The organism is Puniceibacterium confluentis (assembly GCF_007923445.1).
GTDB classification, from domain to species: Bacteria; Pseudomonadota; Alphaproteobacteria; order Rhodobacterales; family Rhodobacteraceae; genus Puniceibacterium; species Puniceibacterium confluentis.
On sequence record NZ_VOJI01000024.1, the window covers coordinates 1 to 19,123 of the forward strand.

At 62.9% G+C, this 19,123-nt stretch carries 19 protein-coding genes and 1 tRNA gene; 12 read left to right on the plus strand and 8 right to left on the minus strand.

What is annotated here, in order from left to right; all coding sequences use genetic code 11:
* The first annotated feature begins 363 nt into the window (after positions 1-363).
* On the plus strand, positions 364-1,188 hold the full coding sequence (locus tag FOY53_RS18755; RefSeq protein ID WP_146591729.1) for a site-specific integrase: 825 nt from the start codon (positions 364-366) through the stop codon (positions 1,186-1,188).
* A gap of 275 nt (positions 1,189-1,463) precedes the next feature.
* On the opposite strand, the gene FOY53_RS18760 is transcribed toward FOY53_RS18755, so the two are convergent.
* From FOY53_RS18760 to FOY53_RS18775, 4 genes are all read right to left on the minus strand, one after another.
* Positions 1,464-1,540, minus strand: a tRNA-Arg gene (locus tag FOY53_RS18760).
* 65 nt (positions 1,541-1,605) lie between these two features.
* Entirely contained in the window at positions 1,606-2,988 is a 1,383-nt protein-coding gene (locus tag FOY53_RS18765; protein ID WP_146591731.1) for a sensor histidine kinase, read from the minus strand.
* 20 nt (positions 2,989-3,008) lie between these two features.
* On the minus strand, positions 3,009-4,427 hold the full coding sequence (locus FOY53_RS18770) for a dihydrolipoyl dehydrogenase family protein (protein WP_146591733.1): 1,419 nt from the start codon (positions 4,425-4,427) through the stop codon (positions 3,009-3,011).
* A gap of 3 nt (positions 4,428-4,430) precedes the next feature.
* Entirely contained in the window at positions 4,431-5,165 is a 735-nt protein-coding gene (locus FOY53_RS18775; protein ID WP_146591735.1) for a TVP38/TMEM64 family protein, read from the minus strand.
* A 296-nt stretch (positions 5,166-5,461) separates the two neighbouring features.
* Between FOY53_RS18775 and rpmH the strand changes: the two genes are divergently transcribed.
* From rpmH to FOY53_RS18830, 11 genes are all read left to right on the plus strand, one after another.
* Entirely contained in the window at positions 5,462-5,599 is a 138-nt protein-coding gene (gene rpmH, locus FOY53_RS18780) for a 50S ribosomal protein L34 (RefSeq protein WP_011453767.1), read from the plus strand.
* A 23-nt stretch (positions 5,600-5,622) separates the two neighbouring features.
* Positions 5,623-6,036, plus strand: coding sequence for a ribonuclease P protein component (rnpA, locus tag FOY53_RS18785; protein ID WP_146591839.1), 414 nt, complete (start codon positions 5,623-5,625; stop codon positions 6,034-6,036).
* Positions 6,033-6,275, plus strand: coding sequence for a membrane protein insertion efficiency factor YidD (gene yidD / locus FOY53_RS18790; protein ID WP_146591737.1), 243 nt, complete (start codon positions 6,033-6,035; stop codon positions 6,273-6,275). Before rnpA ends, yidD begins: the two co-directional genes overlap by 4 nt.
* Before the next feature lie 216 nt (positions 6,276-6,491).
* A complete protein-coding gene (gene ttcA / locus FOY53_RS18795; protein ID WP_146591739.1) occupies positions 6,492-7,361 on the plus strand; it encodes a tRNA 2-thiocytidine(32) synthetase TtcA in 870 nt (289 codons plus the stop codon).
* Between the two features lie 131 nt (positions 7,362-7,492).
* A complete protein-coding gene (locus FOY53_RS18800) occupies positions 7,493-9,040 on the plus strand; it encodes a putative bifunctional diguanylate cyclase/phosphodiesterase (RefSeq protein ID WP_342784271.1) in 1,548 nt (515 codons plus the stop codon).
* 179 nt (positions 9,041-9,219) lie between these two features.
* Positions 9,220-11,028, plus strand: coding sequence for a membrane protein insertase YidC (gene yidC / locus FOY53_RS18805; protein ID WP_146591741.1), 1,809 nt, complete (start codon positions 9,220-9,222; stop codon positions 11,026-11,028).
* The gene (locus FOY53_RS18810; protein WP_146591743.1) at positions 11,025-11,768 is read left to right on the plus strand and encodes an MOSC domain-containing protein; all 744 of its coding nucleotides are present in this window, start codon (positions 11,025-11,027) and stop codon (positions 11,766-11,768) included. The genes yidC and FOY53_RS18810 overlap by 4 nt, the downstream gene beginning before the upstream one ends.
* Positions 11,768-12,418: a ribosome biogenesis GTP-binding protein YihA/YsxC gene (yihA, locus tag FOY53_RS18815; RefSeq protein WP_146591745.1), complete on the plus strand. Its 651-nt coding sequence runs from the start codon at positions 11,768-11,770 to the stop codon at positions 12,416-12,418. Before FOY53_RS18810 ends, yihA begins: the two co-directional genes overlap by 1 nt.
* A gap of 96 nt (positions 12,419-12,514) precedes the next feature.
* Positions 12,515-13,405: an acetylglutamate kinase gene (gene argB / locus FOY53_RS18820; protein WP_146591747.1), complete on the plus strand. Its 891-nt coding sequence runs from the start codon at positions 12,515-12,517 to the stop codon at positions 13,403-13,405.
* Complete coding sequence (locus FOY53_RS18825) at positions 13,402-14,058, plus strand: ferredoxin (protein ID WP_146591749.1); 657 nt, start codon at positions 13,402-13,404, stop codon at positions 14,056-14,058. The genes argB and FOY53_RS18825 overlap by 4 nt, the downstream gene beginning before the upstream one ends.
* Before the next feature lie 43 nt (positions 14,059-14,101).
* Complete coding sequence (locus FOY53_RS18830) at positions 14,102-14,590, plus strand: SixA phosphatase family protein (RefSeq protein WP_246107470.1); 489 nt, start codon at positions 14,102-14,104, stop codon at positions 14,588-14,590.
* A 48-nt stretch (positions 14,591-14,638) separates the two neighbouring features.
* Here FOY53_RS18830 and FOY53_RS18835 read toward each other — a convergent pair whose 3' ends face one another.
* The 4 genes from FOY53_RS18835 to FOY53_RS18850 all read right to left on the minus strand — a co-directional run bounded on the left by FOY53_RS18835 (position 14,639) and on the right by FOY53_RS18850 (position 19,077).
* Positions 14,639-15,406, minus strand: coding sequence for an amino acid ABC transporter ATP-binding protein (locus tag FOY53_RS18835; RefSeq protein WP_146591751.1), 768 nt, complete (start codon positions 15,404-15,406; stop codon positions 14,639-14,641).
* An 11-nt stretch (positions 15,407-15,417) separates the two neighbouring features.
* A complete protein-coding gene (locus FOY53_RS18840; RefSeq protein WP_146591753.1) occupies positions 15,418-16,710 on the minus strand; it encodes an amino acid ABC transporter permease in 1,293 nt (430 codons plus the stop codon).
* Position 16,711: 1 nt separating this feature from the next.
* A complete protein-coding gene (locus FOY53_RS18845; protein WP_146591756.1) occupies positions 16,712-17,926 on the minus strand; it encodes an amino acid ABC transporter permease in 1,215 nt (404 codons plus the stop codon).
* 134 nt (positions 17,927-18,060) lie between these two features.
* Positions 18,061-19,077 (minus strand): amino acid ABC transporter substrate-binding protein, encoded by a 1,017-nt coding sequence (locus FOY53_RS18850; RefSeq protein WP_146591758.1) that lies wholly within the window; start codon positions 19,075-19,077, stop codon positions 18,061-18,063.
* Positions 19,078-19,123 lie beyond the last annotated feature (46 nt).

The following is a 19,123-nucleotide window of genomic DNA, read 5'->3' on the forward strand; positions in this document are numbered from 1 at the left end:
TGACTTCTTCATATTCCATCTCCAATGCTTGGGACGGATCCTACTCAAAAGTGGAGGAGTTTTAAGGTCTCAGGTCACGCCCTTTGGGTCCGGTGAGTTGACGAGGTCGCAGGAAACCGTGCAGTCGCAGCGAACGGCAGCAAAGTCCAGCCTGTTGCCCGTCGGCCTCGCTCGGATGATGCGGCTGCGGCGAACGTCAGCTTCTCCGCGCGGCATCGCAGCATGACACGTCGCCGGATCAAGTCATAAGGCTGAGTTTGCAAAGGGTGCATCTGGCACAATCTGGTACAAGTGTCAGAATCCTATTCACGGTCCGTTCGCGATCCGTCCAGCGCATTGGCCCCCGACGACCAGATCAGCCGCATGCCGATCGCCTCGCGTGCGCCGCATCGGGAACAGCGCGCGCGGCGCAGGATGTCCACCTACTTCCGAAAGCGCGGCCAGCCGCTCGTGCCACTGCCTGATCTGCCGCAGGATTACCCCGATTTCCTGCGCGCCTATGCCAATGCTCAGAAAGCCGCGCAAAAACCGAAAGCGCCACGTGGCAGTCTGTCCGCACTTATTATGGCCTGCACCGCATCGGAGAAATTCCTGGCCGCATCCGCAGGCTACCGAGCGATCCTCCGCCGACACTTCGACGCGATCCGCACCGACTATGGCGCACTGCCTGCATCCGGCCTGCGGGATCGGCACATTGCCAAAGACGTGAAGACGTCGACCGCGCCGGATCACCGTATGAAGGCGTGGCGGTTCCTGTGTGAATTTGCGGCCTGGTCGGATCTGCTAACATCGGACCCGTCGCATGGCGTCAAACCGCCAAAGCACGCAAAGACAGATGGACACCCGCCGTGGCTCGCGGATGAAATCGCAGCCTATCGGGCGCGCGGGCCGCTCGACAGCGTGCCGCGTCGTGCGATGGAGATTCTTTACTGGACCGGCGCACGGATATCGGATGCCGTGATGATTGGCCCCGGCATGGTCGACGCCAGCGGCGTCCTGACATACCGCCAGCAAAAGACCGGTGACATTGCGCATGCGCCATGGTCATGTTCCCTGCCCGCCTATGCGGTGGATATGCGCCCGGATCGCGACCTGATGCACGAGGCCCTGACCCATGCACCCCGGCACATGACGTTCCTGGCCACCGCGCATGGCAAAACCCGGTCGGAAAGGCGCTTGGCACGTTAATCAGGGAATCGGCCCGTGAGGCAGGCATCGCCAAAAGCGCAAACGGCCTGCGGAAATCCCGCGCGATCCAGCTTGCCGAATTTGGCGCGACGCCGCACCAAATCGGCGCATGGACGGGTCATCACACGCTGCAAGAGGTCGAACTCTACACGCGCAAAGCGGACCACAGACGCGCCGTTATGGGAACAGAACGGGAAGGGAACGTTGCAAACCATCCCGGGCAAATGTGCAAACCGGGGAAAATGTAAGGCTTTTTCAAGCGCTTGCAATCAAGGTGGCGGACCGAGGAGGATTCGAACCCCCGACCCCTTGATTCGTAGTCAAGTACTCTATCCAGCTGAGCTATCGGTCCGTTGAGGCAGCGTTTAGACGCTGTGAAAAACCATTGCAAGAGGCAATCGGCAGGAAATATCAACCTTACCCAACATCCCCCATCGGCAGGCGGATCACAAAGCACGACCCTGTTCCGTCGGTCTCGCGCAGGGTCAGTGTCCCGCCGTGACCGCGCACCAGCTCCTGAACGATGGCAAGCCCAAGCCCCGAACCTCCCTTGCGCACGCCGCCCTGGAAGGGCTGGAAAAGATGCTCCTGCGCCTTGGCCGGCAGGCCGGGACCGGTGTCCGACACCTCGATCACCCAGGCGCTGTCGGTGATCCGCGCCGAGACACAGATTTCCCCCGGCTTTCCGGTTCCGGTGATGGCCTGCCGGGCATTGCGCACCAGGTTCGAGATCGCGCGGAAGATTTGTTCGGGATCGCCACGGATCATCAGATTGGCGGGAATGTCTTCGGACAGGCTGACTTCGTCGTCGCCTATCGCCAGCCGCTCGGATTCCATCACCTCGCTGACCACCGGGGCGAGCGAGAACAGCGTCATCACCGGGGCCGGTTCCTCGGCGCGCCCGAAGGCCAGCGTCGTCTCGCACAGCGATACCGCCCGGGTGATCGAATTCACCAGCTTGGGGGCCATGCGCTTGACCGTGGGATCCTCTGACATCTCGATCCGGTCGGTGAACAGCTGCGCCGACGTCAGGATGTTGCGCAGGTCATGGCTTACCCGCGCGACGGCGCCGCCCAGCTGGGCCAGCCGTTCCTTCTGCCGCAGCGCCTGTGTCAACTGGGTTTCCAGCGACTGCAGCGCCTGCTCTGCCTCGCGCAGCTCGCGGATGCCGGCGGTGGGGGCGATGATCCGGCGCGCGTCTTCGGGGGCCTTGGCGTAGTTCTGCATGTGGCCGACGACACTCTTGATGGGTTTGACCAGCAGGCGACGCACGGCAAGGAACAGCATCACCGCGGTGATCACGGAAATCACCGCCGACAGGGCCAGAATGCGCAGACCATAGTCGATCATCGCCATACGCAGAGCCCCGGTTTCCATCGTGATCTCGATCAGCAATCCCGCGTCGCGCAGCGGATTGCCGATCACCCGGATCATCTCGGGTTCGGGACGGGCCAGCACCAGGATGGCGTCCCGGATCAGGGCCAGCGCACTGACATCGCGGAGATCGTAGGTCTCGCTCACCTCACCCGGCATCGGCGAGGACAGCACCAGCTGGCGGGCCTCGTTGCGCCGCAGCACGATGTTGAACACGCCGGCATTCAGCAGCAGCTCTTCTTCCAGGTCGCGGTCGATCATGTCATCCGCCAGCAGCGCCAGCGAGGCGATCTGTGACCGTTCCAGCCGCGCCAGCAGGTAATCCTCGCGAAAGCGGGCGACCGAGGGCACAAAGATCAGCACCTCGGCCAGCATCACGAAGACCGCCGTCAGGATAAGGAAACGTCCGGAAAGCGTATTGAGCATGAGCGGTTACTTCAGTTCCTTCATGGCAGCCAGCGCTGCACAAATCCCACGATGCGCTTGACCGCAATACTTTCGAACAACCTCGGCGAAAAATAGGCTCCCGCCGCCCGTTTGTTAACCTCCCCTATCGTAGGATACGGCGAAACCATGTTGGCAACGTGCTTCATTTTCAGCTTGTTGGCGAGGACAAGCGCCCAGAGGTTGATGAGTTCTCCGGCCTGATGCCCGACAATCGACACTCCGACCGGACGGCCGCGCAGCACCATCACCTTGATCAGCCCGGTGGTCCGGCGCTCGGCGATGGCGCGGTCGTTGTGGTTGTAATGAAAGCGGACGACTTCGACGGCCAGACCGTGCTGCTTTTTGGCCTGCTCTTCGGTCAGTCCGACCTGTGCAAGCTCGGGGTCGGTAAAGGTCGCCCAGGGGATGTGTCCCGTGCTGGCCCTGGCGGGCAGACCAAACAGCGCCGACCGGATGACGATGCCCGCGTGATAGCCCGCGACATGGGTGAACTGCAGCCCGCCGGCGACGTCGCCGATGGCATAGACGTTCCGGTTCGTGGTCTTGAGGCTGGCATCGACCTCGATCCCTCCACGGCCGGTCTTGATACCCGCCTTTTCCAGATCCAGCGATCCGGTGTTGGCGCGGCGGCCCACCGCAACCAGCAGATGCGTGCCGCGAAACACCGCGCCGCCCTCGACTTCCACCTCGATGGCGCCCTCGGTGCCTCGCACCTCCCTGGCCAGCGCATGTTCGGCAATCTCGATGCCTTCGCCGCGCAGGCGGTCCAGCACGATCCCTGCCAGTTCCGGGTCATCCTTGCCCAGCGCCCGGAGCCCTTCGATCACCGTGACCTTGCTGCCCAGGCGACGGTGCGCCTGTGCCATTTCCATCCCGATCGGGCCACCGCCGATGATCAGCAGATGTCCGGGTCGTTCGCGCAGGCTCCACAGCGTTTCATTGGTGAGATGCGGCACCCTGTCCAGCCCCGGAATCGGCGGAATCAGCGGTGACGATCCGGTGGCGATCACCACCCGGCGCGCGGTGATCAAGTATTCTCCGGCCTCGACCTCGGTTTCCGAGACAAAGCGCCCGCGGGCGCGGATCACCCGCACCCCCAGTGCTTCGAACCGCTCCTGCGAATCGACCGGCGCGATCTGGTCGATCACCCCCTGCACGTGGTCCTTGGCGGCGGCGTAGTCCACCTGCGGTGTGACATCCGCGATGCCATAGGCGCGGGCCTGGGTCATCCCATGCGCGACCTTGCCACTGGCGATCAGCGCCTTGCTGGGCACACACCCGTAGTTGAGACAGTCGCCCCCCATCTTGTGTTCCTCAAGCAGGACCACCGACGCGCCCATCTGCACCGCGCCCGCCGCTACCGAAAGACCGCCCGAGCCGGCGCCGATGACCAATATGTCCGTCTTGATGTGTTCCATGGGTCAGAGCCCTTTCTTGCCGCGCACGGCCTTGATCACAATCGGCAACGCCGCCAGGGCACAGAGCCCGAGAATCGGCAACAGGATCTGCGGCTCGAAGATGATGCCCAGGTCCGGCGTCTCGCCGCGTTCGAACACGTCTCCCAGCCCCGCCCCCACCGATGTGTAAACCACACCGCCCGGAATGATTCCCAGAAAGGTCGACACGGCAAAGCGCGACAGCGGTACGCCGACCAGCGCCGGCACGAGGTTGGCCACAAAGAACGGCACGGCCGGCACCAGCCGGATCAGGAACAGCATCGACCACTGATTCTCGTCAATCCCGTCCTTGATGCGCTTTACCACACCCTCACCGGTTTCCATCCGGGCCGCCAGCCGTTCACCCAGCCCCCAGCGCGCCGCCAGAAACAGGGCGATGGCCCCCAGCGTGGCCGCGGTCACGTTGAACAGCGCCCCCGGAAAGGTCGCGAACAGGAAACCGCCGGTCAGTGTCGCCAGCGTCGCCCCGGGCAGCGAAAAGGCGACAATCGCCACATAGGCAAACATGAACACCGCAACCGTTGCCAGGTAGTGCTGATCCCGGAACGCCACCAGCGCCTCGCGGTTGTCCCGCAGAGTGTCGAAACTCAGGTAATCGCGCAGCGTGAAAAACCCCACGGCGGCCACCGCCGCGATTGCGACCAGCGGTAAATACCGTGCGTAACCGGTCTTGGGTTGGTTCTGGGTCATGTCCGTCATCTCATATGGCCTCTTGGTCTTCGATCAGGGGGATGTCTGTCCTAGAACATGCGCAGAGCGCGCGCAGAACAACAGCCGCCTCACGGGCGCTTGATGCGGGGTGACCGGGACCGGGGCCAAATCACGCTCCAGCACCGGAACTGTAACATTGCCACCGCAGCCAGGCACAGATTGTTGCAATATCTGCCGCTTCGGCGTTTGACATATCACCAAGGCTTGCCTATAGCCCGGGCTTCGAATGTATCAGGTCCCGTGATTCCGATCGCCCGGGCCAGCCTAAAGACGGAGACGGAGCGATGTCGAAACGCACCTTTCAACCCTCGAACCTCGTGCGCAAGCACCGCCACGGGTTCCGCGCACGTATGGCCACCAAAGCGGGCCGCAAGATTCTGAACGCGCGCCGCGCCCGCGGCCGGAAATCGCTGAGCGCGTAAGCGCCAGACGAGACGTTCGCATGATGACACCGCCGGAGGCCCCCGAGACTGACACGGGGACAGAGCCCCCGGCGGTTTCGCTTTGCCCTGCCCCCAGTGCACCGCCGATCGAGCGGCTGCGCAAGCGCGCCGATTTCCTGAACGCGGCGCGCGCGGGACGTCAGGGCACGGCCAGCATGATGGTGCAGGCGCGCAACCGCGCCGATGATTCCGCGCGGGTGCGCGTCGGTTTCACCTGCTCCAAGAAAGTCGGCAACTCGGTGGCGCGCAACCGCGCCAAACGTCGTTTGCGCGAAGCGGCGCGGCTGGTGTTGCCGGATCTGGCGCGCCCGGGCTGGGACTATGTCCTGATCGGGCGTTTCGAGGCAACCGCCCGCCGCCCCTTCCCGGCGTTGCAGCAGGATTTGCGCGACGCGCTGCGCAAACTTCACAAATGACTCCTCTGGCGCATCTGCTGGCCCTGCCGGTGCGCGCTTACCGCCTTCTGCTGTCGCCCTGGGTCGGTCACGGATGCCGGTTTCAACCGACCTGTTCGGTCTATGCGCTTGAGGCGCTCGCGCGTCACGGCGCGCTCAGGGGCGGCTGGTATGCCGCCCGCCGGATCTGCCGCTGCCATCCCTGGGGGGGTCAGGGCTACGACCCGGTACCGGGCACGGCTCCGAAAGATGCAGACTAGGCGCGGCCACCGGCCCGGAGACCCTGCATGACCCGTGACGCGAAAAGGGCATGGAAAGCCCCCTGCCATCGTGGCGCCTCTGCCCTGGATCGCGCGCGTGGCGGACACGGATGCCTGCCCCTTGCCCCAAGGGGATCACGAACCAAATGGTCCGATCAGGTCGCGCGCCCGCGCAGGCCTCTTGCCGGGTTCCTGCAACTGCTTTAAGCCCGCCGCATGCTAGATCAGCCCGACGACATCCATCCGCTTTTTTACGGGGCTCCCAAGAGCACCGAGTTCAAGAAGCTGCGCAAGCGCCTGGTGCAGAACGTGCGCGAGGCGGTCGAGCAATACGGCATGGTCGCGCCTGTCAAGGACGGCACCGCGCCTGCAAAATGGCTGGTCTGTCTGTCTGGCGGCAAGGACAGCTACACACTGCTTGCCATCCTGTATGAATTGAAGTGGCGCGGACTGCTTCCGGTGGAACTTCTGGCTTGCAACCTCGATCAGGGCCAGCCCGGCTTTCCCGCGACGGTCCTGCCCGAGTTTCTGGCCCGCATGGATGTGCCGCACCGGATCGAATATCAGGACACCTATTCCATCGTCATGGACAAGGTGCCCGCCGGGCGCACGTTCTGCGCCCTGTGCTCTCGTCTGCGGCGCGGAAATCTCTACCGGATTGCCCGCGAAGAGGGCTGTTCGGCGGTGGTTCTCGGACACCACCGGGACGATATTCTCGAAACCTTCTTCATGAACCTGTTCCACGGCGGCCGACTTGCAACCATGCCGCCGAAACTGGTCAACGAAGAGGGCGATCTGTTTCTCTACCGCCCCCTCGCACATGTGGCCGAGGCGGACTGCGAAAAATTCGCGCAGGCGATGAACTATCCCATCATCCCGTGCGATCTCTGCGGCTCGCAGGACGGATTGCAGCGCCAGCAGGTCAAGCAGATCCTGGACGGCTGGGAACGCAACAGCCCCGGTCGCCGTCAGGTGATGTTCCGGGCGCTGATGAATGCCCGGCCATCGCACCTGCTGGATCCGAAGTTGTTCGATTTCGCCGGACTTGCGCTGGGGCAAAGCTCTTCCGGGTCGCCGGAGCTCTAGCGGCACCGGGTCCGGCGGCACGCTCGACCGGAAGTTTTGCCGAAAATTCTCGGGAAATACCCCGCCGACATTAACCCGGCCGACAGGGCCGCACGCCTAGGTTGCCCCCGAGCAACCAAGAGGCAATCCCAGTGCCACAGACATCCCCGTCCCGCATGATGCAATTCCGGCTGCGGCTGCGTCACTCCCTGATGGGGCCGCATGTGCTGGCCTTTCTGCCCGCTCTGGCACTTGCCGGTTTCTGGCTCGGTGGCGAATCCGTGTTGCTGTTGGTTGCACTGGGCGTGCCGGTTCTGTTCTCGCTTGCCGGCGGCTTCAACTTCGACACTGCGGTCGGCGCGTCTCCGGGACGGAAAACCGATCTGACGGATGCTCACGGGGCTGTCGCGATGGCCGATCAGGCGCTGGAACAGGCGGGCCAGTCTTCGATGGCCACGGCCTGTATCCTGGTGGACATAGAGGGCTTCGAGGCACTCGAGAATCGCTTTGGCGACGCCACCGTCCAAACGGCCCGTGATCTGGTTCTTGGCCGGCTGCGCACACTGCTGCGCAAGGACGACATCGCCGTGCGCATCGGGGATGCCCGGTTCATGGTGCTTCTCGGCCCGGCGCTGCGCCTGGATCTCGAAGCGTTGTTGCAGATTTCCAACCGGCTGCAATCCGCTCTGGAGGAACCCGCCTCGATCGACGGGACGACACAGTGCCTGTCCGCCGCCCTGGGCTTTTGCAGCAGCGTCAGGCTGGCCGATTCTGCCACGGGTCAGGATATGTTCGCCGCCGCCAGCGCCGCCCTGACCGAGGCCCTGGCCAACGGGCCTTCGGCGATCCGTGCCTGGACCGACAGCATCAAGGCGGCGCGCAGTGCCCGCCAGTCCCTGCGCGGCGAAGCGGCCCGGGCGCTGGAGAACGGGCAGATCCAGCCCTGGTACCAGCCGCAGCTCTGCACCTCGACGGGCCGGGTCAGCGGAGCAGAGGCCCTGGTCCGGTGGATTCATCCGGAACGCGGGGTCATCGCGCCAAAGCAATTCCTAGAAACCCTGGAAGAAGATGGCCGCATGCAGCGACTGAGCGAGGTGGTTTTGGCACACGCTCTGACTGCCCTGCGTGGGTGGGACCGCGCCGGACTCGACGTTCCCCGGGTGAGTGTCAACTTTTCGATGTCCGAGCTTCGCAATCCCAGGCTCGTCGAAGCCCTGAAGTGGGAGATCGACCGCCACGACCTGACCCCGCAACGTCTTGGCGTCGAAGTGCTGGAAACCGTCATCGCGGAAACCACGGATGGGATCATCGTGCGCAACATCGCGGCGCTGGCCAAACTCGGCTGCCAGATCGACCTCGATGATTTTGGCGTCGGGCATGCGTCCATCACGTCCTTGCGCCGGTTTGCCATCAGCCGACTGAAAATCGACCGCAGCTTTGTCACCCGTGTCGACCGCGACGAAGACCAGCGCCGGATGATCGCCGCGATCCTTGGCATGTCCGACCGGCTCGGTCTGGAAACCCTGGCCGAAGGCGTCGAAAGCGTCGGCGAACATGCCCTCCTGGCACAGCTTGGCTGTGACCATGTCCAGGGGTTCGGGATTGCACGTCCGATGCCGGCCGAGCAGCTCGTCACGTGGATCCGGGCGCACAACAGCCGCATTGCCGACACGCCTCCGCTGGACCGGCACAGCAGCTGAGCGGTGCGCGCCGCACCCACCGCTGATCCGCGTTCCGCGGCGGCGGCACCAGCGCCGTGGTACAAAACCCTGCGATGATTGGAGGCTGAGGGCGTCAAAACCCGGCGAAACCGCTTGACCTTTGGTGCCCTAGTCTGTTGAACCCAAGCCTGACTTACAAAGGACAGGTGCAGTCCCTCATGGACGATCAGAACAAGAACCTCATCCTGGCAACAGTACTCAGTTTCGTCGTGATCCTGACTTGGTTTGTCCTCTTCCCGCCGCCCGAGCCGGAAGTCGTGGACCTCGAAACACCCGCTGCCAGCGAGACACTGAACCCCGCGCTCGCGACCGAACCATCGGCCGCTCCCGGAACCGTACCGGGCGCTCCGGCGGCCGACGCGGTCGCCGCCGAGGCGCCCCGCGTTCCGGTCGAGACAGCGCGGCTGTCGGGCTCGATCTCGCTCATCGGCGGCAGAATCGATGATCTGAAACTCAAGGACTACCGGGTCACGATCGAACCCGAGTCTCCCATCGTGCAGATGCTTGGTCCGGTCAGCTCGGAGCAGCCCTACTACGCGCTCTACGGCTGGGCGCCCGGTTCCGGCCTCGGCCCGCAAGACGTGCCAGGAGCAAACACCCCCTGGACCGTTGAAAGTGGCGATACCCTGACCGCCGAAACGCCGGTGACCCTGCGCTGGTCCGGTCCCAGCGGGTTGGTTTTCCGCCGCACCATCGCCGTCGATGAAAACTTCATGTTTCAGGTCACCCAGTCGGTCGAGAACACCGGCACCGCTCAGACCTCGCTGGCGCCCTACGGCATCATCGCCCGGCGCGGCGAACCTGCGGACCGCAAGAAGTTCTTCATCCTGCATGAGGGTGTCGTCGCCATGGCGGACGGCACGCTGACCGAGACCGATTATTCGGACATGCCCGACCTTGACGTGATCCCGTCCGAGGGCGCGCGTGCGGAAGTCACGCAGGTTCAGGAAAACGGCTGGATCGGTTTCACCGATCATTTCTGGATGTCGGCGCTGATCCCGCAAGCCGGGTCTTCGTTCAAGGCGGTCGCGAAATACGATGACGCCCGCGACATTTATCAGACCGAAACCGTGCTGCCCACGATGGCGCTGGCGCCCGGCGAGACAAAAGAGGTCACCACCCAGCTTTTCGCCGGTGCGAAGGAATGGGCAACCATTCGGGAATACCAGGACCAGGGTGTCGATCGTTTCATCGACAGCATCGACTGGGGATGGTTCTTTTTCCTCACCAAGCCGATCTTCTGGGTGCTGCACCATCTCAACCAGTTGATCGGAAACATGGGGTGGTCGATCATCTGTCTTACCCTGCTGATCAAGGCACTGCTGTTCCCTCTGGCCTACAAATCTTACGTCTCCATGGCCAAGATGAAGGAACTCCAGCCCGAGATGGAGAAGCTGAAGGAAAAATCCGGAGATGACCGGCAGAAGCTTCAGCAGGGCATGATGGAGCTTTACAAGAAGAACAAGGTCAACCCGGCCTCGGGCTGTCTGCCGATCCTGCTGCAGATTCCGATCTTCTTTTCGCTCTACAAGGTGATCTTCGTCACGCTGGAACTGCGCCACGCCCCCTGGGTGGGCTGGATCCGTGACCTCAGCGCACCCGATCCCAGTTCGATCCTGAACCTGTTCGGGCTGCTGCCGTTTGCGCCGCCAGACCCCGGATCGTTCCTCGCGATCATCAGCCTTGGCGTGCTGCCGATCATCCTCGGCATCTCGATGTGGCTGCAACAAAAGCTCAATCCGGCGCCCACCGATGCGACCCAGGCGATGATCTTTGCCTGGATGCCCTGGGTGTTCATGTTCATGCTGGGCTCGTTTGCCAGCGGTCTGGTGCTGTACTGGATTGCCAACAACACGATCACCTTCACCCAGCAGTATCTGATCATGCGGTCTCAGGGGTACAAACCGGATGTGTTCGGAAACATCATCCGCGGGTTCAAGCGCACGCCGAAGACTGAAAAGAAATGAGCGGTCGCGTGACCGGCATATGGCGACACCCGATCAAGAGCCACGGCCGCGAGGCCCTGGAGCGGGTGACGCTGTCTGCCGGTCAGACCCTGCCCTGGGACAGGGTCTGGGCGATTGCCCATGAAAATTCCGATGCGGATGGCAGCCAATGGCTGCCCTGCGCGCATTTCAGCCGGGTGTCCAAGGCGCCGCAGCTGATGGCGGTGACCGCGACTCTGGACGAGGCCACGGAAACCATCACACTGCGTCACCCGGCGCGCCCGGACCTGACCTTTTCACCGGATCGCGATCAGCTGGCATTTCTGGATTGGGTGCGCCCGCTGATGCCCGAAGACCGCGCCCAGTCGGCGCGGATCGTCCGCGCCCGGCAACGCGGCATGACCGACAGCGATTTCGCGAGCGTGACCCTGTGCAACATGTCCTCGCACCGCGCCGTGGAACAGAAACTGGGACAGACCTTGTCCATCCAGCGCTGGCGCGGCAACATCTGGATGGACGGCCTTGCGCCCTGGGCGGAATTCGACTGGCTCGGCCACGAGGTCCAGATCGGCAGCACCATTTTCAAGATCCGCGAGCGGACAGACCGCTGTGCCGCAACCACCACAAATCCTGACACCGGCCAGCGCGATGCCGACACCCTGAATGTGCTTCAAAGCTGGGGCCACCAGGACTTTTCCGTGCGCGCCGAAGTGGTCCGCACCGGTGAGATCGCACTTGGCGATACAGTGAGGCTGCTCTGATGCAACTCCCCTTCCCTCTGGCTGAACAGCCTGACGAACAGATCATCGAGTCCGCCCGCAAGCTGTTTGCCGGTGAGACCGAATTCCTCAAGGGTGTGGTCGCGATGGACGGCATGCCGCCCGATGACCGGCTCGAAGTGTGTTTTGCCGGCCGCTCGAACGTCGGCAAATCCAGCCTGATCAACGCGCTCACCGGGCGAAAAGGTCTGGCCCGGGCTTCGAACACGCCGGGGCGCACGCAAGAGATCAACTTTTTCACCCTGGCGGACAGCCATTATCTGGTGGACCTTCCCGGCTATGGCTATGCCAATGCCCCGGTCGCGGTGGTCGAAAAATGGCAACGCCTTCTGAAGCAGTATCTGTCAGGCCGCGCCACCCTGCGCCGGGCCTTTGTACTGGTCGACACCCGCCACGGCATCAAGCCGGTGGACGAAGAAATCATGTCCCTGCTGGACAAAAGTGCGGTGACCTTTCAGGTGGTGATGACCAAGGCGGACAAGGTCAAGGAAGCGGAGCAGGTCAGGATCCTGGATCAGGTCCGTGCCAAGCTGGCCACCCATCCGGCCGCCTACCCCGAGATCGTGATGACCAGCTCGGAAAAAGGTGACGGCATCCCGTTGCTGCGCGCCATCATTTCCACCCTCACGTGATCCGGCGGACCGGTGGGCGCGCCGACTGACACCGCCCTTGCACGTTTGCGCGACACATCGGATAAACCCGAAGAGTCGGACAAAGGACCCACAAGGATGAAGAAACGCGCCATGGATCAGGACTGGATCGCCACCGCACGGACCCTTTCGGAAGCGCTGCCCTACATGCAGCGCTATTCAGGTGCCATCGTTGTGGTCAAGTTTGGCGGCAACGCCATGGGTGACGCCGATGCCATGGCCGAGTTTGCACGCGACATCGTGCTGATGCGGCAGGTGGGTGTCAATCCGGTGGTGGTGCACGGCGGCGGCCCCATGATCAACGACCTGTTGAAAAAGCTCGGGATCAAATCCGAATTCGTGCGCGGCAAGCGGGTCACCGATCAGGCCACCGTCGAAGTGGTCGAAATGGTGCTGACCGGTCTGGTGAACAAACGCATCGTGCAGGCGATCATGGACGAAGGCGGCCGCGCCGTCGGCCTCTCCGGCAAGGATGACGACCTGATGGTCTGCGAGATGGAGGATCCGGAACTTGGCTGGGTCGGCCGTCCGGTCGAAATGAACGTTCAGGTGCTGCGCGACCTCATGTCGGCCGGGATCATCCCGGTTGTGGCCCCTGTCGCCACCGGGATGGACCCGGTCGAAACCTTCAACGTCAACGGCGACACCGCCGCAGGTGCCATCGCCGGCGCGCTCAAGGCCGACCGGCTGCTGTTGCTCACCGATGTCTCGGGCGTCAAGAACGCCGCGGGCGAAATCATGACGGCAATGACGCCCGACGAGGTGCGCGCCATGATCAGCGATGGCACCATCGCGGGCGGCATGATTCCCAAGACGGAAACCGCGCTCAAGGCGATCGAGGATGGCGTGCGCGGTGTGGTGATTCTGGACGGGCGGGTTCCCAACGCCTGCCTTCTGGAAATTTTCACCGAGCATGGCGCCGGATCGCTCATCCGGTCAACGGATCTTCCGCCGCGCGACGCCAAGTGACCCTGGCCGCGATCGAGGTCGAGGCGCAGGCCCATGCCCTGACAATACGCGGCGCAATTCACCCGGTTGCGGATCCTCACGTTCCAGCGGACTGCCAGACCCTGGTGATGCTGGGTCCGGATGAACCGGCATTCTGGCAGGTGTTCGCGGCCAGTGCCGAACATGGCGATGGCCAGCCCGACCCGCTGGACCGCTGGTCCAGACGGGTGGTCGGCTCACTGGCCGAGCAATTCGGCGGACAGGCCATCTTGCCCAGCGACGGCCCGCCATACCCGCCCTTTCTGCGATGGGCGCGGGCGACCGGACGCTGCTGGACCTCGCCGACCGGCCTGCTGGTGCATGACACCGCGGGCCTGATGCTGAGCTTTCGCGGCGCCCTCGCCCTGCCTCTGAGACTCGGACTTTCGCCCCGGGTCGAATCGCCTTGTCTCACCTGTGCCGACCGTCCCTGCACCTCGGTCTGTCCGATCGGCGCGCTGGGGACTGAAGGCGCCTATGATGTCCCGGCCTGCCAGACGTATCTCGCCACCGATGCGGGGCAGGACTGCCGCCTGGGCGGGTGCCTCGTGCGCCGCGCGTGTCCGGTATCGTCGGCACACAGGCGCGATCCCGCACAGGCGGCTTTTCACATGGCCGCCTTCGTGAAAGACTGACAAAAGGCCACATCCGCCTTAAGGTCCCAAGGAACACAACCCCATGCGCCTTATCCTCATGCGTCACGCCAAATCCGATTGGTCTCTGGATGCAGACGACCACGCCCGACCGCTGAATGCCCGAGGAGAGGCAAGCGCGCGTATTCTCGGGGATTGGCTGCGGGCTGAAAGTTACCTGCCGGACGACGTGCTGTGTTCGACCTCGTGCCGCACTCGGCAGACACTGACATTGCTGAAGCTGAGCGCCCCGGTGCGGTTCGAAAGGGATCTGTACCACGCCAGTCCCGACACCCTGCTGAACGTTCTCCGCAGCGGCACCGGCCGGTCACTGCTTGTCATCGGGCACAACCCCGGCATCGCGTCCCTGGCCAACACCCTGGTCAACATCCGCCCGGCACATGTGCGTTTCCGGGATTATCCGACCGGCGCCACGCTGATCGTCGATTTCGACATTTCCGACTGGTCGCAGCTGAGCCCCGGAACGGGAAACGCGCGGGACTTCGTGATCCCGCGCGAGTTGATGTCGGTCTAGCACAGCCGTCGCGCCAGGGCTGGGGACAACCCCCTGCCCCGCCTGCCCTCAGTGGCCGAGAATCTGGCTCAGGAACAGCTTGGTCCGCTCGTGCTGCGGGTTGAGGAAGAATTCCTCGGGCTCGTTCTGCTCGACGATCTGGCCCGCATCCATAAAGATCACCCGGTTCGCCACCTGGCGCGCAAAACCCATCTCGTGGGTGACACAGAGCATGGTCATGCCCTCTTCGGCCAGCTGCACCATGGTGTCGAGCACTTCCTTGATCATCTCGGGATCCAGCGCCGAGGTCGGCTCGTCGAACAGCATGATGCGCGGCTGCATGCACAGGGACCGGGCAATCGCCACCCGCTGCTGCTGACCGCCTGAGAGCTGGCCGGGATACTTGTTGGCCTGGTCCGGGATCTTCACCTTGGTGAGGAAGTGCATCGCCAATTCCTCGGCTTCCTTCTTGGGTGTCTTGCGCACCCAGATCGGCGCCAGAGTGCAGTTTTCCAGAATCGTGAGATGCGGGAACAGGTTGAAGTGCTGGAACACCATGCCGACTTCGGACCGGATCCGGTCGATGTTCTTGAGATCCGAGGACAGCACCGTGCCGTCGACGGTGATGCGTCCCTTCTGATGCTCCTCCAGGGCGTTGATGCACCGGATCAGCGTCGATTTTCCCGACCCCGAGGGGCCGGCAATCACGATCCGTTCGCCCCGGTACACCGTCAGGTCAATGTCACGCAGCACGTGAAATGTGCCGTACCATTTGTTCATGTTCTCGATCGAGACGGCGACCTCGTCAGAGACATTCAATTGCGCAGCTTCAGCCATGTGCCAGCTCCTTAACGATGATCGGTCTGAAGCTCGCGCTCCAACCATTGTGAATATTGCGAGATGCCATAGCAGACGACAAAGAACAGCAGCGCGGCAAAGCTCAGCAGCTCCCAGTAGACGCCGTTCCATTCGGTCGAGGCCAGAATCGGGCCCCGGATCATGCCGACCAGATCGAACATCGAAATCACCGACACCAGCGTCGTATCCTTGAACAGACCGACGGCGACGTTGACGATGCCCGGGATCGAGATCTTCAGCGCCTGCGGCAGGATGATCAGCCGCATCTTTTGCGCATAGTCCAGCCCCAGCGAATCACCGGCCTCGTACTGACCGTTCGGAAGCGCGGCGAGTCCGCCCCGGATCACCTCGGCGATATAGGCCGAGGCGAACATGGTGATCATGATGATCACCCGCAGGATCAGGTCAAAATTGGTGCCCGGCGGCAGGAAGTAGGCCAGCACCACGTTGGCGACAAACAGCAGGGTGATCAGCGGCACGCCACGGATGAACTCGATGAAGACGACGCAGATCCATTTGATGATCGGCATATCCGATTGCCGCCCCAGTGCCAGCGCGATGCCGAAGGGAATCGACAGCGACACACAGACCGTGCCCAGGATCAGGTTCAGCATGAAGCCGCCCATGTCGCGGCTTGGCACTTCCTCCAGGGCAAGGATGCCCTCGACCGGCAAGAAGCCGGTGACGTACCAGAACAGCAGTGCCGCCACGATGCCGCCAAAGAAACCGGCAGCAAAGCTCTGGGCGACGAAGCGGCTGTAGACCAGGTAACCGACGACAAAGCCCAACAGGGCGAAGATCGGGATCAGGATCGACCCGCCCCAGATCAGGTAGTACGCCACAAAGGGATAAAGCGCGGTAAAGACCAGCATCTGCGCCGGGAACACCTTGCGAAACAGCACCGGTGCAATGGCCACGAACAGCAGCACGAATGCCAGTGTCGGGCGCCAGTAGATGTCGCTGGGGTATTTGAAGCCGAACAGAAGCTGGTTCCAGCGTTCGGTAAGGACGGCAAAGCAGCCGCCGGTTGCGCCATCCAGGATTTCACGGCAGGCCCGAATGGAGGGCGCTTCCCAGATACCGTTCAGGATCCAGGGCAGAACCGCAGAGATCAGCAGGTAGATGGTGAACAGCGCCACAAGCGTCAGGATTCCGTTGGCGACAGAGGAAAACAGGTTCGCCCGCGCCCATTTGATCGCCCCCGCCTCGCCCAGGGGCGGCGCGGTTTCCGGCAGCATCGAATCACGGACATAGCCGATGGATTGCTGGTGAGTGTCGGACATATCAGCGCTCCTTCAGCCGGACGGCGTTGTTGTAGACGTTCATCAGCCCGGAAATCGCAAGGCTGATCAGCAGGTAGAACAGCATCAGCAGCAGGATCGCCTCGATTGCCCGGCCGGTCTGGTTCAGGGTGATGCCACCCAGGGTACCGGTGATGTCCATGTAGCCGACCACAATTGCCAGGGACGAGTTCTTGGTGATGTTGAGGTAGTTGGAAATCAGTGGCGGAATGATCACCCGCAACGCCTGCGGCAGCACCACGAGGTTCATGATTCGATTCGGCCGCATCCCCAGCGAGGCCGCAGCCTCGGCCTGCCCCTTGCTGACCGACTGGATGCCGGCGCGGACGTTTTCGGCGATGAAAGCGCCGGTATAGATGGCCAGCGCCCACCAGAGCGCGATCAGCGACCCCAGGACCTGGATGCCGCCCTGAAAGTTGAACCCCTTGAGTTCCGGATAATCCAGACTGATCGGGCGCCCCAATACAAAGAACACCAGCAGTGTCGGCACGAACAGGATGACCAGCGACGGCCAGCCCATCGGCAGCAGCTTGCCGGTATCATACAGCAGCTTCGTCGCGTAACGGCGATAGACAAAGACGCCGATGATCGACGCAACGAACACAAGAGCGACGATCAGCGACCCCGGTCCCCAGACCGGAGCGGGCAGGTAAAGACCGCGGTTGGTAAAGGCAAAGGCGCCAAACAGCATGCTGGCCGTCGGATTGTCGCCCCGGAACGCGTTGGGGGCGGGCAGGACCGCGGTCATGATGGTAAAGATGATGATGATCCAGATCAGCACCGGCACATTGCGGAACGCCTCGACATAACCCGCCATCAGCTTGCGCACGATCCAGTTCGGCGACAGCCGCAGCACCCCGGCAAGCACGCCGATGATTGTCGCGGTGATGCAGGCCAGAAACGCCACCAGCATGGTATTGAGAATCCCCACCATCGCGGCGCGCCAGTGGGTCGAGCGACTGGAGTATTCAATCAGGGTCTGGTTGATGTCGTAATTCGACGATTGGCCCAGGAACCCGTAGCTGATGTTCAGCCCTGCGGCCCTGAGGTTGGCCATCAGGTTCGACCCGAGATAGCCGAAGATGGCGATCACGATCACAAGGGCGATGAACTGGAATGTATAAGACCGATAGCGCGTATCGTTGATCAGCATGGACAGCCGAAACGCACCGCGGGGCGGGTCGCTGAGTGTTGTCATGAATGACATCCCTGATGTCCCCGGGCATTTTGCGCCGACTGGTTGATCCCGTCTGACGAGCCGCGAAGGTTATGTTGTCCTGGCAGGCAGGAGTAAGGGCGCGGGGATTTCCCCGCGCCCCATGCCGTCCGCTATCAGCGGAACGGCGGTGCGTACATCAGACCACCGTCGGTCCACTGCGCGTTCAGACCACGCGACAGGCCGATCGGAGTGTTCTCGCCGATGTTCTTTTCGAACAGTTCACCGTAGTTGCCGCCAGCTGCGATGGCGTTCTTGGCCCAGCCTGCGTCCAGCCCCAGCATCGCGCCAAGGTTGTCTTCGGTGCCGAGGATCCGGTTGATCTCCGGATTGTCCGTGCCGGCGGACAGTTCCTCGATGTTCGCCGAGGTGATGCCGTACTCTTCGGCGGCCACCAGCGCGTAGAAGGTCCAGCGCACGACATCGCCCCAGTCGTTGTCACCGTGGCGGACAAGCGGTCCAAGCGGCTCTTTCGAGATGATCTCGGGCAGAACGACGTGATCGCCCGGATTCTCGAACGCGGCACGGGTCGCGGCAAGGCCGGAAGCGTCGGTGGTGTAGACGTCACAGGCACCGGCAAGGTACTGCTGCTGCGCTTCGGCGTTGGTTTCGATCGGAACCGGCTGATAGCTCATGTTGTTCTTGCGGAAGTAGTCGGCAAGGTTGAGCTCGGTCGTGGTGCCGGTCTGGATGCAGACGGTCGCGCCGTCCAGTTCCTTGGCCGAGCTGACGCCCAGTGCCTTGGGAACCATGTAGCCCTGACCATCATAGTAGTTGACGCCGACGAAATCGAACTTGAGATCGACATCGCGCGAGAAGGTCCAGGTCGTGTTGCGGGCCAGAACATCAATTTCACCGGACGCCAGCGCCGTGAAACGCGTCTTGGCCGTTGTCGGAATGAATTCGACGGCAGTCGGGTCGCCCAGAACAGCGGCAGCAATCGCGCGGCAGACGCCGACGTCAAAACCCTGCCACTCGCCATTGGCATCCGGTGCCCCGAATCCGACGAGTCCCGTGACCACGCCGCAGTTCAGTTTACCCCGAGCCTTGACGTCGTCGAGCGTGGCAGCACCAGCAGCGCCAGCCGCGAGGCCGGCCACGGTCAGTGTGCCAAGAATTACGCTTTTTTTCATGTTAACCTCTTCCTGTTTCCCCGCTTCCTCTAGAAACGGTTTTTTG

Bases quoted from the DNA above. Each gene is read 5' to 3' on its own strand.
- yihA (WP_146591745.1), top strand. From the start codon at position 11,768: ATGCAACTCCCCTTCCCTCTGGCTGAACAGCCTGACGAACAGATCATC.
- argB (WP_146591747.1), top strand. From the start codon at position 12,515: ATGAAGAAACGCGCCATGGATCAGGACTGGATCGCCACCGCACGGACC.
- FOY53_RS18770 (WP_146591733.1), bottom strand. From the start codon at position 4,427: ATGGAACACATCAAGACGGACATATTGGTCATCGGCGCCGGCTCGGGC.
- rpmH (WP_011453767.1), top strand. From the start codon at position 5,462: ATGTCGAAACGCACCTTTCAACCCTCGAACCTCGTGCGCAAGCACCGC.
- yidD (WP_146591737.1), top strand. From the start codon at position 6,033: ATGACTCCTCTGGCGCATCTGCTGGCCCTGCCGGTGCGCGCTTACCGC.
- FOY53_RS18830 (WP_246107470.1), top strand. From the start codon at position 14,102: ATGCGCCTTATCCTCATGCGTCACGCCAAATCCGATTGGTCTCTGGAT.
- rnpA (WP_146591839.1), top strand. From the start codon at position 5,623: ATGACACCGCCGGAGGCCCCCGAGACTGACACGGGGACAGAGCCCCCG.
- FOY53_RS18845 (WP_146591756.1), bottom strand. From the start codon at position 17,926: ATGACAACACTCAGCGACCCGCCCCGCGGTGCGTTTCGGCTGTCCATG.
- ttcA (WP_146591739.1), top strand. From the start codon at position 6,492: ATGCTAGATCAGCCCGACGACATCCATCCGCTTTTTTACGGGGCTCCC.
- FOY53_RS18835 (WP_146591751.1), bottom strand. From the start codon at position 15,406: ATGGCTGAAGCTGCGCAATTGAATGTCTCTGACGAGGTCGCCGTCTCG.
- FOY53_RS18840 (WP_146591753.1), bottom strand. From the start codon at position 16,710: ATGTCCGACACTCACCAGCAATCCATCGGCTATGTCCGTGATTCGATG.
- FOY53_RS18755 (WP_146591729.1), top strand. From the start codon at position 364: ATGCCGATCGCCTCGCGTGCGCCGCATCGGGAACAGCGCGCGCGGCGC.
- FOY53_RS18765 (WP_146591731.1), bottom strand. From the start codon at position 2,988: ATGCTCAATACGCTTTCCGGACGTTTCCTTATCCTGACGGCGGTCTTC.
- FOY53_RS18775 (WP_146591735.1), bottom strand. From the start codon at position 5,165: ATGACGGACATGACCCAGAACCAACCCAAGACCGGTTACGCACGGTAT.
- yidC (WP_146591741.1), top strand. From the start codon at position 9,220: ATGGACGATCAGAACAAGAACCTCATCCTGGCAACAGTACTCAGTTTC.
- FOY53_RS18850 (WP_146591758.1), bottom strand. From the start codon at position 19,077: ATGAAAAAAAGCGTAATTCTTGGCACACTGACCGTGGCCGGCCTCGCG.
- FOY53_RS18810 (WP_146591743.1), top strand. From the start codon at position 11,025: ATGAGCGGTCGCGTGACCGGCATATGGCGACACCCGATCAAGAGCCAC.